The following is a 12,443-nucleotide window of genomic DNA, read 5'->3' on the forward strand; positions in this document are numbered from 1 at the left end:
CCGTTCCCGAGCAGCGGCCTCTAGCCTGACGCCATGTCCGTGCGCCTGGAGTCACCCGCCACGTCGACCCGCGAGGGCATGACGACCCGCGCCTCCTCGGCCTGGGCCGCCCTGGCCGGCGTCGTGTCGGCGGCCGGGTTCCTCGCGTCGGCCGAGCTCGCGGCGGTGGTCACCGGGCCCGGCGGCAGCCCGCTCTACGCGGTCGGGTCGGCCGTCATCGACCTCGCGCCGCCCGCGGCCAAGGACACGATGGTGGCCCTCTTCGGCACCGGCGACAAGGTCGCGCTCTTCACGCTGATGGGCGTGCTGCTCGCCGCCATCACGGCCGGCGCCGGCGTCGGCGAGCTGCGCCGGCCCCCGGTCGGCAAGGTCGTCTTCGGCCTCGGGGGCGTCCTGGCCATGGTGGCCGTGCTCACCCGGGCCGACGCGACCGGCATCGACGGCGTGCCGACGGCCGTCGGCACGCTGGTCGCCCTGCTGCTGCTGACGACCCTCGTCCGGCGGCTGTCGCGTTGGCGCGCAACGACCCGCACCGGGTGGTCGGAGGCCGACGTGCCGGCCCCGATGCTGCGCGGGCCCGACGTCGAGCGTCGTAGCTTCGTGCTGACCGCGGCCGTCGCGGGCGGCGCGGCGGTGCTGCTCGGCACCGGTGCGCGCGCCTGGAACGCGACCCGGGCGAACGTGTCGCAGCTGCGCGCGGCGCTCAGCCTGCCGGCCCCCGCCTCGGCCGAGGAGGCCGTGCCGGCCGGCGCCTCGCTCGACGTCGACGGCATCACGCCCTACGTCACCCCGAACGACGAGTTCTACCGCATCGACACCGCCCTGCGCGTGCCCGGCATCGACCCGGCCGACTGGTCGCTGCGCATCCACGGACTCGTCGACGAGGAGGTGGTGCTCACGTTCGAGGACGTGCTCGCCCTGCCGCTCGTCGAGCACACGGCCACCCTGAGCTGCGTCTCGAACGAGGTCGGCGGCACCCTGATCGGCACCGCCCGGTGGCTCGGCCACCCGCTGCGCGACCTGCTCGCCCGGGCGCGGCCGCAGGCGGGTGCCGACATGGTGCTGTCGCGCAGCATCGACGGGTTCACCGCCGGCACCCCGCTCGAGGTGCTGCAGGACGACGACACGCAGGCGCTGCTCGCCGTGGGCATGAACGGCGAGCCCCTGCCGCAGGAGCACGGGTTCCCCGCGCGGCTCGTCGTGCCCGGCCTGTTCGGCTACGTGTCGGCCACGAAATGGGTCACCGAGCTGGAGGTCACGCGCTTCGCCGACGCCGAGGGCTACTGGACGCCTCGCGGCTGGGACGCCCTGGGGCCGGTCAAGCTCGAGTCGCGCATCGACGTGCCCGCGGCCGGCACCACGGTCGACGCGGGGACGGTCGCGGTCGCCGGCGTCGCGTGGCACCCGCACACGGGCGTCTCGCGCGTCGAGGTGCAGGTCGACGACGGCGTCTGGGCCGAGGCCGAGCTGGCCGAGTCGATCTCGGCCGACACCTGGGTGCAGTGGGTGCACCGCTGGTCGGCGACGTCGGGCACGCACTCGCTGCGCGTGCGGGCGACGAGCGCCGACGGCACCGTGCAGTCGGAGACGGAGCTGCCGCCGGCGCCGAACGGCGCCGAGGGCTGGGACGAGCACGCCGTCACCGTGCGCTGATCGAGGGTGTCCGCGCGCCCGCGGTGTGACCCGCGACGCGGTCTGCGGCACGGCCCGCGAGGCTCAGGCCACGACGCCCAGGGCGAACGGCAGCACGGCGGGGGCCCCGGCCCGGCGCAGCTCGCGGCCCGCGGTCGTCATCGTCCAGCGGCTGTCGATCAGGTCGTCGACGAGCAGCACGGGCCCGGGCGTCGCCGCGAGGGCGGCCGCGAGGTCGGGCCCGACCTCGACGGCCTGCCAGACGTCGGCGAGGCGGTAGACGCTGTTGCCGCCCCCGCCGGTGCCCCGCCCCGCCGACGGCCGCGTGGGCGTCAGAGAGCCGAGCAGGGGCAGGCGGCCCACGGTGCTGATCGCCTCGGCGAGCGAGCCGACGAGCTGCGGCCTCGACGTCGAGGGCATCGCCACGACGCCCACCGGGCGCTCGGCCCAGGGCCACTCCTTCAGCACGCGCACGACGCCGTCGAGCAGGTTCTTCGTGAGCGGGCCGTCGGGAGCCCCGGCCGCGAACACCTGGCGCAGCGTGGAGCCCCAGCCGAGGTCGGTGAGGCGGGCGAGGGCGCGGCCCGTCTCGACGCGCTCGCCCTCGGCGATCTTGCCCTTGGCGGGCACCCCGGCCCGGTCGGCGCCGGTGGGCCACTGCGCCCGGGGCTCGACCTCGACGCCGACCCGGTCGAGCGAGGTCGAGGCGGACGCCGCGGCGTCGCCCGCGATCTCGCTCGGGTACCAGGCGCCCGCGCAGACGTCGCACCGGCCGCACGGGGCGGCGGCCGGGTCGTCGAGGTCGAGCTGGAGCATCTGCATGCGGCAGGTCGTCGCCTGCTCGTAGGCGAGCATCGACTGCTGCTCGGCGACCCGCGCCTCGCCGATGCGCCCGTAGCGCTCGGCGTCGTAGACCCAGGGCCTGCCCGTGCTGACCCACCCGCCCTGCACGCGCGACACGGCGCCGTCGACGTCGAGCACCTTGAGCATCAGCTCGAGCGGCGACCGCTTGACGTCGACCCGGGCCTCGAGGGCCGGGGTCGACAGCGGCGTCTCGCCGAGCTCGGCGAGCACGGCGGCGGCCCGCGCCTCGGAGGGCATCGAGGCCGTCGCGAAGTACTGCCAGATCTCGGCGTCCTCCGTGCCGGGCAGCAGCAGCACGTCGGCGTTGTCGGTGGCCCGCCCGGCGCGGCCGATCTGCTGGTAGTAGGCGACCGGCGACGAGGGCGCCCCGAGGTGCACGACGAAGCCGAGGTCGGGCTTGTCGAAGCCCATGCCGAGGGCGCTGGTCGCCACGAGCGCCTTGAGCTCGTTGGCCTTGAGCTGCCCCTCGAGCGCCTCTCGTTCTTCGTTGTCGGTGCGGCCCGAGTAGGCGCGCACGGCGTGCCCGGCCTCGCGCAGCAGCCGGGCGGTGTCGTCGGCCGCCGAGACCGTGAGCGTGTAGATGATGCCGCTGCCCGGCAGGTCGTCGAGGTGGCTGAGCAGCCAGCCCAGGCGGTCGCGCGAGGTCGGCAGCGTGAGCACCCCGAGGCGCAGGGAGGCGCGGGCCAGCGAGCCGCGGATCGTCAGCACCTGGTCGTCGGGCCCGGCCGTCAGCTGTTCTTCGACGTCGGCGACGACGCGCTCGTTGGCCGTGGCCGTGGTGGCCAGCACGGGCACCGTGGTCGGCAGCGTGCGGATCAGGTCGGCGAGCCGACGGTAGTCGGGCCGGAAGTCGTGGCCCCAGTCGCTGATGCAGTGCGCCTCGTCGACGACGAGCATGCCGAGACGGGCCACGAGCACGGGCAGCTGCTCGTCGCGGAACCGCGGGTTGTTGAGCCGTTCGGGCGACACGAGCAGCACGTCGACCTCGTCGGCGGCCAGCGCCTGCTGCACGTCGGACCACTCGTGCGCGTTGGCCGAGTTGACCGCGACGGCCCGCACGCCGGCCCGCTGCGCGGCCGCCACCTGGTCGCGCATCAGCGCGAGCAGCGGCGAGACCAGCAGGGTCGGCCCGCCGCCCCGGCGGCGCAGCAGCAGGGTCGCGATGAAGTACACGGCCGACTTGCCCCAGCCGGTGCGCTGCACGACGAGCGCGCGGCGGCGATCGGCGACGAGGGCCCGGATCGCCTCGAGCTGGCCGTCGTGGAACACGGCGTCGTCACGGCCCGTCAGGGCCCGGAGCAGCTCGAGGGCCTCGGCGTCGATGTCGGTGGCGGTGCTGGTCGGTGTCATGGGCCCATGCTCGCAGAGGCCGCCGACACCCGGGGGACGGACGAGGGGCGCGGCCGCCCGTGGGGCGGCCGCGCCCCGGGGCACGAGAGGGGAGGTCGGTCAGGCTGCCGAGGAGTCGGCGTCCGGCTCGGCCGGGGGAGTCGCGCGCTTGCCCAGCTCGACCGCGACGACCGAGGCGACGACGCCGCCGACGAGGGCGAAGAGCGTCCCGCCCGCTCCCCACGACTTCTTGCCGAAGAGCTGGTCGACCGACGGGCCGCCGGGGCCCGACGCCAGGGCCGCGGCCGCGGCGATGAGGACGGCGTTGTACTCGTAGCCGCCCTCGGTGACCCACGGTCCCTTGGCGAGGTGCACCTTGCGGACGGCGGTGACCATCGTGCCGACGATGCCGGCGGCGGCGAGCGGGGTCGCCGCGCCGAGCGCGAGGGCGGCTCCGCCGGCCGTCTCGGTCAGGGCGACCAGGCGGGCGTTCCGTGCCGCGGGGTGCATGCCCGTGCCGGCCATCATCTGCTCGGTGCCGGCGAGGCCGGGCCCGTCGAAGGCGCCGGTCAGCTTCTGGAGTCCGTGGCCGACGAAGAAGCCGCCGACGGTCAGGCGGAGGAGGGTGGATGCGAGGCTCATGCATCATGCCTACCCGCTGGCGGCCGTCGACGTCTGCGTCGCGGGGGAGTCGCCGTCCGCGACCGGCGTGCGGGGCACCGTGGCTCAGGCCCGGTCGGCCCCGTCGTCGGGCAGGACAGTGTCGGGCAGGGTCGCGTCGGGCAGGGTCGCGTCGTCGGGCAGGACCACGAGGTCGAGGTAGTCCCGCAGCAGGCGCGGCACGTCGATCTCGTCGGGGGCCAGCAACCACTGCAGCTGCACGCCGTCCCAGAGGCCGACGAGCCCCGCCGCCGCGCGGTCCGGGTCGACGCCCGCGCGCAGGCGCCCCGCCGCGGCGAGGGCCCGGAAGTCGGCCGAGTAGTCGCGGCGCAGGTCGGCCAGGCGTCGGGTCACGTACTCGCGCCCGGGGTTGCCCTCGGTCACCGCCTCGCCCGACAGCACCGTGTAGAGCCCGATCAGCCCGGGCACGCCCTCGTTGTAGCGGGCCTGGCGCTCGACGTCGCCCGCGAGCTGCGCTCCCGTGCCGCGCTCGAACTCGCCGCTCGACATCTGGTCTCGTCGGCGGAGCACGGCGAGCAGCAGGTCGCTCTTCGACGGGAAGTAGTGCAGCAGGCTCGTCTGGCTCATGCCGACGACGTCCGCCACCCGCTGCAGCGACCCGCCCTGGTAGCCGTGCGCCGCGAAGACCTCGAACGCGGCCTCGACGATGGCGGCACGGCGCTCGGCGGACTTCGCGTACGGGCCACGACGGCCACGGGCCGCGACGGGAGCACCTTCGGTCATGACCGGGAGCCTACGACGACCCGCGCCTCCTCTGCTTCAATTTCGAGCACCCACTCGAAAAGTCGTGTTACGGTCGTGCCGAACCCGTCCACAACGAAGTGAGTCCTGATGAGTCCTCTCAGTCGTCGGCAGCTGCTGGGCCTCGGCCTCGGCGCGTCGGCCGCCGCGGTCCTCGCCGGGTGTGCCACCCCGGGCACGACCTCGGTCAACACGCTGCCCACCGTCCCGCCGGCCTCCGGCAAGGTCCGGCTCGAGTACTGGGCCTGGCTCAAGGGCATCGACCGGGTCACCGAGCTCTACAACCGCACCCAGGACCGCGTGCACGTCGAGGCCGTGTTCATCCCCGGCGGCAACGCGGGCGGCTACCAGAAGCTGTACTCGGCGCTCGCCGCCGGCGCCGGGCCCGACATCGCCCAGGTCGAGCTGCGCTCGCTGCCCGAGTTCCTGCTCGCGAACGGCGTCGTCGACCTCAGCCGGTACGGCGTCGACCAGTACGAGGAGCTCTACGACCCCACGCTGTGGAACCAGGTCAGCTACACCGGCGGCGTCTACGCGATCCCGCAGGACAGCGGCCCGATGGGCATGTTCTACCAGCCCGCAGTCCTCGACCAAGTCGGCGCGGCCGTGCCCGCGACCTGGGAGGAGTGGGCCGAGGTCGGCGCCGAGCTCAAGGGCGCCGGGGTGCTGATGGACTCGTTCCCGCTCGCCGACGCGTCGCCGTTCGCCGCCTACGCGACCCAGGCCGGCGCCTCCTGGTTCACGGCGGAGGACGACGGCTGGGTGATCGACATGACCGACGACGCCACCCTCGGGGTCGCGGCGTTCTTCGACCGCGCCATCGACGACGGCATCGTGACCACGGCCTACGGCGCCTACACGCCGGCCTGGTTCTCGGCCGCGGCCGACGGCCGGATCGCCTCCGTCGCGACCGGCTCGTGGGGCGACGCGCTCATCGAGGGCGTCAGCGGCGCCGCCGGCCGGTGGCGGGTCGCGCCCCTGCCGACCTGGGGCACCGGCTACGCGTCGAGCTTCCTCGGCGGGTCGACCGCCGCCGTCCTCGCGAACAGCGAGCACCCGGCGGAGGCGCTCGACTTCGCCGTGTGGATGACCACGACCGAGGAGGGCGTCAACGCGCTCATCGAGTTCTGCGGCATCGGCTGGTCGCCCGCCCGCGACGTCGTCGGCACGCTCCGCGAGCAGCCGAGCGCGTTCTTCAGCGGCCAGAACTACGCCCAGGAGGTCTTCGTGCCCGCCGTCCAGGAGTCGAGCCAGAACCAGGACTGGAGCTGGTGGCCGGTCACCCAGCAGTCGTTCAACATCCTGAGCGACGGGTTCCGCGGCAAGGCGTCGGGCGGCACGCTCGTCGACGCCGTCGTCCAGGCCGAGAAGGACATCGTCGCCGTCATGCGCAACAAGGGCCTGTCGATCCGCAAGGCCGGCGCATGAGCGCGTCGTCCGGCGCGACCAGGCGCGCACCGTGGGTGCTGCTGGCCCCGTTCCTGGCGCTGTTCCTGCTGACGTTCCTGGTGCCCATCGGCATGGCGCTCGTCTCGAGCTTCACGAAGGTGACCCGGGGCGGGCTGTTCGGCGAGGCCGGGGTCGTCACCGAGTTCGCCGGCCTCGACAACTACGCCCAGGTCGTCGGCGACCCGAACTTCGTCGCCTCGATCGGCCGCATGTTCCTCTTCGGCGTCGTGCAGGTGCCGGTCATGCTGATCCTCTGCACCGTCCTCGCGCTGATGCTCGAGTCGGCCTCGGCGAAGTGGCCGGGTGCGTTCCGCGCCGCGTACTTCCTGCCGTACGGGGTGCCCGGCGTCATCGCGACCATCCTCTGGTCGTTCCTCTACGTGCCGGGCCTCAGCCCGCTGATCGACGTCGCCGAGCTCGTCGGCGTCTCGCCCGACTTCCTCGGGGCGGACACGGTGCTCTGGTCGATCGCGAACATCGTGACGTGGAGCTACACCGGCTACAACATGCTGATCGTCATCGCCCAGCTGAAGTCGATCCCGGTCGAGCTCTACGAGGCCGCCAAGGTCGACGGGGCGTCGCCGCTGCGGGTCGCGACGAGCATCCAGCTGCCGCTGATCCGTCCCGCCCTGCTGCTCACCGCCGTGTTCTCGATCATCGGCACCCTGCAGCTCTTCGCCGAGGCGCAGGTGCTGCAGCGCGTGGCCCCCGCCATCGACAGCCAGTACACGCCGAACCTCAGCGCCTACACGACGGCCTTCGCCTACAACGACTACAACGTCGCCGCGGCGCAGTCCGTGCTGATCGCCGTCGTCGCGTTCACGCTGTCGATCGTGTTCCTCACCGTCACGAACAGGAAGTCCGCATGAGCCCCTCGAGAACGACTGCGGAGCACGCCACCACGACCGAGTCCATCGTCACGGCCGGATCGAGCAGGAGGCGCGGCGAGGGCCGGGCCGCCGCCCGCCGCTCGCAGACCACCGGGCCGGACCGGTCCGCGGGCCGCAGCCGCGCCTCCACCATCGTCGTCACGGGGCTGCTCGTCGTCGTCGCGCTGTACTTCCTGGTGCCGGTCTACTGGGTCGTGGTGGCCGCGACGAAGACGACGGGCGACCTTTTCGGCACGTTCGGGTTCTGGTTCGCGCCCACCTTCGCGCTCTGGGACAACCTCGGCCAGGTGCTCACCTACGGCGACGGCGTCTTCGTGCGCTGGCTCGGCAACTCGGTGCTCTACGCCGGGGTCGGCGCCCTGCTCGCGACGTACTTCGCCGCGGCCGGCGGCTACGCGCTCGCGAAGTACGAGTTCCGGGGGCGGAACGCCGTCTTCGGCGCGATCCTCGGCGGCGTGCTGGTGCCCGGCACGGCGACGGCGCTGCCGCTGTTCCTGCTCTTCAGCCAGATGGGCCTCGCGAACACCTACTGGAGCGTGCTGCTGCCGTCGCTGGTGTCGCCGTTCGGGCTGTTCCTCTGCCGCATCTACGCCCAGGCCACCGTCGACACCTCGCTGATGGAGGCCGCCCGCCTCGACGGCGCCGGCGAGCTGCGGATCTTCCACACCCTGGGGCTGCGCATCCTCACGCCCGCCCTCGTGACGGTGTTCCTGTTCCAGCTCGTCGGCATCTGGAACAACTACTTCCTGCCCCTGGTCATGCTGAGCGACGTGGACAAGTTCCCCGTCACGCTCGGCCTCAACAACTGGCTGAGCCAGACCGACCGACTGCCCGAGTTCTACCAGCTGACGACCGGCGGCGTGCTGCTGTCGATCATCCCGCTGGTCATCGCCATGGTCGTCCTCCAGCGCTTCTGGCGCGGCGGCCTCACGGAAGGATCCGTCAAGTGACGACCACCGCTCCATCGACCACCGCCTCCTCGGCTCCGGCCCCGGCCGCCTACCTCACCGACCCCGGGCCGGGCAGCGGCCGCCGCAGCCCCGCCCGCTCGTGGCTGCACACCGACGCGCCGACGCTGTCGCTCGACGGCGAGTGGGCGTTCCGCCTGCTGGCCGGCGCGCCCGGCACGCCCGGCGGGCGCGGGGTGCTGCCCGAGGGCGAGGCCGTCGACGGGGTGGCCGACCCCGACCTCGACGACTCGACGTGGGGCACGATCGCCGTCCCGTCGCACTGGGTGCTCACCGGCGACGGCGAGCGGGGCACGCCGATCTACACGAACGTGCAGTTCCCGTTCCCGACCGAGCCGCCGTTCGTGCCCGACGCGAACCCGACCGGCGACCACCGCCGCCGCTTCGACCTGCCCGCGGACTTCGAGGGCGCCGAGCGGGTGCTGCTGCGCCTCGACGGCGTCGAGTCCCGGTACGCGGTCTGGATCAACGGCGAGCACGTCGGCGTCGGCGTCGGCAGCCGCCTCGCGCAGGAGTTCGACGTCACCGAGGTCGTGCGCCCCGGCGAGAACGTCATCGCCGTGCGGGTGCACCAGTGGTCGGCCTCGAGCTACGTCGAGGACCAGGACCAGTGGTGGCTGCCCGGCATCTTCCGCAGCGTCACGCTGGAGGCCCGCCCGGTCGGCGGTCTCGACGACGTCTGGCTGCGCACCCCCTGGCACGGCACCGCCGGCGAGGCCGAGGGAGGCGCGACGATCGTCCCCGAGGTCACCGCCGGTCCCGCGGCGTTCCCCGTCACCCTCGCAGTGCCCGAGCTCGGCGTCGACGTCACCTGGGCCACGCCCGACGACGTCGCCCCCGTCGAGCTGCCCGGCGGCGTCGAGCCCTGGTCGGCCGAGCTGCCCCGCCTCTACGACGCCACCGTCTCGAGCGCGCTCGGGGCCGAGGTCGTCAGCCTGCGCCTCGGGTTCCGCACGGTCCGCATCGACGGCGACCTGTTCACGGTGAACGGCCGACGCGTCGTGTTCCACGGCGTCAACCGGCACGAGACCCACCCCGACCGCGGCCGCGTCTTCGACGAGGAGTGGTCGCGCGGCGACCTGCTGCAGATGAAGCGGTCGAACGTGAACGCCATCCGCACCTCGCACTACCCGCCGCACCCGCGCCTCCTCGACCTCGCGGACGAGCTCGGCTTCTGGGTCGTGCTCGAGTGCGACCTCGAGACCCACGGCTTCGAGCGCGACGCCTGGACCGAGAACCCGAGCGACGACGCCGCCTGGCACGACGCCTACGTCGACCGCATGGTGCGCACCGTCGAGCGGGACAAGAACCACCCCTCGATCGTGCTCTGGTCGCTCGGCAACGAGGCGGGCACCGGGCGAAACCTCGCGGCGATGGCCGCGTGGACGCACGCCCGGGACGCCGGCCGCCCCGTGCACTACGAGGGCGACTACACGGGCGCCTACACCGACGTGTACTCGCGCATGTACTCGGACGTCGCCGAGACGCGGGCCATCGGCGGCGGCGACGCGTCCGTGCGGCTGCTCGGCTGCACGCCGGCCGAGGCGGCGCGCCAGCGGTCGAAGCCGTTCCTGCTCTGCGAGTACGTGCACGCCATGGGCAACGGACCGGGCGCGATCGACGAGTACGAGGCGCTCGTCGACGAGTTCCCGCGCCTGCACGGCGGCTTCGTCTGGGAGTGGCGCGACCACGGCCTGCGCCGCCGCACGGCCGACGGCACCGAGTTCTTCGCCTACGGCGGCGACTTCGGCGAGGTCGTGCACGACGGCAACTTCGTCATGGACGGCATGGTGCTGAGCGACGACACCCCCTCGCCCGGCCTGCACGAGTGGGCCCAGGTCGTGGCGCCCGTGCGCGTGGCGGTGACCGCGGGCGAGGCCGACGACGAGGCGCTCGTGACGGTGGCGAACCTGCGGCACTCGGCCGACGCCTCCGACGTCGTGGTCCGGCTCGTCGTCGAGCACGACGGCGAGGAGGCGCTGGTCGCCGACCTCCCCGTCCAGGGCCCGGACGGCGACGCCCTCGCCGCGGGGGAGTCGATCGTCCTGGCCGTCCCCGGCCTCCCGGTCGCGAGCGCGGGTGAGACCTGGGCGACGGTGCGGGTCGTGACCGCCTCCGACGCCGAGTGGGCGCCCGCCGGGCACGTCGTCGCGACGGCCCAGCTCGACCTCACCCCGGCCGCCGCCGTGCGTCGCGTGCCCGTGACGCTGCGACCGGGCGCGCCCGTCGCGGCCGCCGAGCGGTTCGCGGGCGCGGCCTCGGGGCGCCTCGACCTGGGACCGGCGTCGTTCGTCGACGGCCGTCTCGTCTCGCTGGCCGGCCGGCCCGTCGACGGGCCCCGGCTCGAGCTCTGGCGCGCGCCGACCGACAACGACCAGGGCGTCGGCTGGGTGCCGCGCGACCGCGACGTCGACGTGATGCGCGACCGGCACCGGGCCGACCAGTACCTCGTCGGCGTGCTGCCGAGCGCCGAGACCACCTGGCTGCGGCTCGGGCTCGACCGGATGACGCCCCGCGTCGAGCAGGTCACGGCGACGGCGGGTCAGGTGCACGTGCGCACCCGCTGGGCGGCGGCGGACGCCCGCCAGGCCGTCACGGTCGACGAGCGCTGGTCGCTCGAGGCCGGGGAGCTCTGGCTCGCCCTCGACCTCGTGCCCACGGCCGGCTGGGACACCTCGTGGCCCCGCGTCGGCGTGCGGCTCGACCTGCCGGCCGACGTCGCCTCGGCCTCGTGGTTCGGCACCGGCCCGCACGAGTCGTACCCGGACAGCCGGCACGCCGCGGTGGTCGGCCGCTGGTCGGCCGACGTCGACGACCTCGTCGTCGACTACGCCCGCCCGCAGGAGAGCGGCCACCGCAGCGACCTGCGCAGCCTCGACCTGACGGGGGCCGACGGCCGCGACTGGCTGCGCGTCGACGCCGTCGGCGACGAGCTCGGCCGCCTGCCCGGCTTCACCCTGCGCCGGCACACCGCTCAGCAGGTCGACGCCGCGCAGCACCCGCACGAGCTGCCCGAGCCGGAGCACACCTACCTGTGGCTCGACGCGGCGCAGAACGGGCTGGGCTCGCGGGCGTGCGGGCCCGACGTGTCGGCCCCGCACGTGCTGCGGCCGTCGGCCCGGTCGATGCGGCTGCGGTTCAGCGCGCTCGGGTAGGGCCCGGCCGGCCCGGCTGGCGGGCACAGCCCGCCCGGCGGGCCCGTCGAGTGGTCGGCTCCGGTCCCTCCCGCGCTACGGGGGGACCTGAACCGACCACTCGACCCGGCGGCACGCCCGGGTGCCCGGACTCAGGAATCCCAGTCCTGAATGAGGAGAGGCGGGGCGGGGAGGAGGAGACTGGTCGGATGTCGAAGCGCAGAACCGCCCGTCCCGTGTCCGTCCCGCGGACCGTCGCCCGCCTCCTGCTCGGGGCCGTCCTCGTGTTCGCGGGCGCCAGCCACCTGAGCTTCGCCCGGGACGACTTCCAGGCGCAGGTGCCGGAGTGGCTGCCGATCGACGACGACGCGGTCGTGCTCGCCTCGGGCGTCGTCGAGATCGCGCTCGGCGGCTCGCTCGTCGCCCTCGGCCGGTGGCGCGTCGCGGTCGGCCTCGTCGCCGCGGCGTTCTTCGTCGCGATCTTCCCCGGCAACATCTCGCAGCTCGTGACGCGCACGAGCGCATTCGGGCTCGACACGGACGCCAAGCGCTGGCTCCGCCTGCCGTTCCAGCCGCTGCTCGTGTTCGTCGCGCTCTGGTCGACGGGCGCGTGGCGCGACCGCCGCGTCGTGCTCGACCGCCTGCGTCGCCGCTGAGCCGGGGCGCGGGCGGGTCCGTCGTCGGCGGGCGCCCGCGACGGCCCGCCGACGACGGACTCGCCCGCCCGCGCGTCAGGGGTCGCACGTCAGGGGCCG

General features: G+C 74.2%; 9 protein-coding genes. 6 read left to right on the plus strand and 3 right to left on the minus strand.

The genetic code is table 11. The features are described 5' to 3' along the window. Positions 1–33 precede the first annotated feature (33 nt). The gene (locus tag FHR78_RS06950) at positions 34–1,653 is read left to right on the plus strand and encodes a molybdopterin-dependent oxidoreductase (protein ID WP_243862264.1); all 1,620 of its coding nucleotides are present in this window, start codon (positions 34–36) and stop codon (positions 1,651–1,653) included. Positions 1,654–1,716: 63 nt separating this feature from the next. On the opposite strand, the gene FHR78_RS06955 is transcribed toward FHR78_RS06950, so the two are convergent. From FHR78_RS06955 to FHR78_RS06965, 3 genes are all read right to left on the minus strand, one after another. Continuing rightward, positions 1,717–3,846: a RecQ family ATP-dependent DNA helicase gene (locus FHR78_RS06955; protein ID WP_166759821.1), complete on the minus strand. Its 2,130-nt coding sequence runs from the start codon at positions 3,844–3,846 to the stop codon at positions 1,717–1,719. A gap of 99 nt (positions 3,847–3,945) precedes the next feature. Then, positions 3,946–4,467 (minus strand): DoxX family protein, encoded by a 522-nt coding sequence (locus tag FHR78_RS06960; protein WP_166759822.1) that lies wholly within the window; start codon positions 4,465–4,467, stop codon positions 3,946–3,948. A gap of 84 nt (positions 4,468–4,551) precedes the next feature. Further along, positions 4,552–5,229 (minus strand): TetR/AcrR family transcriptional regulator, encoded by a 678-nt coding sequence (locus tag FHR78_RS06965; protein ID WP_166759823.1) that lies wholly within the window; start codon positions 5,227–5,229, stop codon positions 4,552–4,554. Positions 5,230–5,337: 108 nt separating this feature from the next. Between FHR78_RS06965 and FHR78_RS06970 the strand changes: the two genes are divergently transcribed. From FHR78_RS06970 to FHR78_RS06990, 5 genes are all read left to right on the plus strand, one after another. Then, the gene (locus FHR78_RS06970; RefSeq protein WP_166759824.1) at positions 5,338–6,675 is read left to right on the plus strand and encodes an ABC transporter substrate-binding protein; all 1,338 of its coding nucleotides are present in this window, start codon (positions 5,338–5,340) and stop codon (positions 6,673–6,675) included. Then, on the plus strand, positions 6,672–7,565 hold the full coding sequence (locus FHR78_RS06975) for a carbohydrate ABC transporter permease (RefSeq protein WP_166759825.1): 894 nt from the start codon (positions 6,672–6,674) through the stop codon (positions 7,563–7,565). Before FHR78_RS06970 ends, FHR78_RS06975 begins: the two co-directional genes overlap by 4 nt. Then, positions 7,562–8,536, plus strand: a complete 975-nt coding sequence (locus FHR78_RS06980) for a carbohydrate ABC transporter permease (protein WP_166759826.1) — start codon at positions 7,562–7,564, stop codon at positions 8,534–8,536. Before FHR78_RS06975 ends, FHR78_RS06980 begins: the two co-directional genes overlap by 4 nt. Beyond that, a complete protein-coding gene (locus FHR78_RS06985; RefSeq protein WP_166759827.1) occupies positions 8,533–11,709 on the plus strand; it encodes a glycoside hydrolase family 2 TIM barrel-domain containing protein in 3,177 nt (1,058 codons plus the stop codon). Before FHR78_RS06980 ends, FHR78_RS06985 begins: the two co-directional genes overlap by 4 nt. Positions 11,710–11,897: 188 nt before the next feature. Further along, positions 11,898–12,344: a DoxX family protein gene (locus FHR78_RS06990; RefSeq protein WP_208393030.1), complete on the plus strand. Its 447-nt coding sequence runs from the start codon at positions 11,898–11,900 to the stop codon at positions 12,342–12,344. Positions 12,345–12,443: the final 99 nt, after the last annotated feature.

Source organism: Frigoribacterium faeni (assembly GCF_011761235.1).
GTDB lineage: Bacteria > Actinomycetota > Actinomycetes > Actinomycetales > Microbacteriaceae > Frigoribacterium > Frigoribacterium faeni_A.

Bases quoted from the DNA above. Each gene is read 5' to 3' on its own strand.
- FHR78_RS06950 (WP_243862264.1), top strand. From the start codon at position 34: ATGTCCGTGCGCCTGGAGTCACCCGCCACGTCGACCCGCGAGGGCATG.
- FHR78_RS06955 (WP_166759821.1), bottom strand. From the start codon at position 3,846: ATGACACCGACCAGCACCGCCACCGACATCGACGCCGAGGCCCTCGAG.
- FHR78_RS06960 (WP_166759822.1), bottom strand. From the start codon at position 4,467: ATGAGCCTCGCATCCACCCTCCTCCGCCTGACCGTCGGCGGCTTCTTC.
- FHR78_RS06965 (WP_166759823.1), bottom strand. From the start codon at position 5,229: ATGACCGAAGGTGCTCCCGTCGCGGCCCGTGGCCGTCGTGGCCCGTAC.
- FHR78_RS06970 (WP_166759824.1), top strand. From the start codon at position 5,338: ATGAGTCCTCTCAGTCGTCGGCAGCTGCTGGGCCTCGGCCTCGGCGCG.
- FHR78_RS06975 (WP_166759825.1), top strand. From the start codon at position 6,672: ATGAGCGCGTCGTCCGGCGCGACCAGGCGCGCACCGTGGGTGCTGCTG.
- FHR78_RS06980 (WP_166759826.1), top strand. From the start codon at position 7,562: ATGAGCCCCTCGAGAACGACTGCGGAGCACGCCACCACGACCGAGTCC.
- FHR78_RS06990 (WP_208393030.1), top strand. From the start codon at position 11,898: ATGTCGAAGCGCAGAACCGCCCGTCCCGTGTCCGTCCCGCGGACCGTC.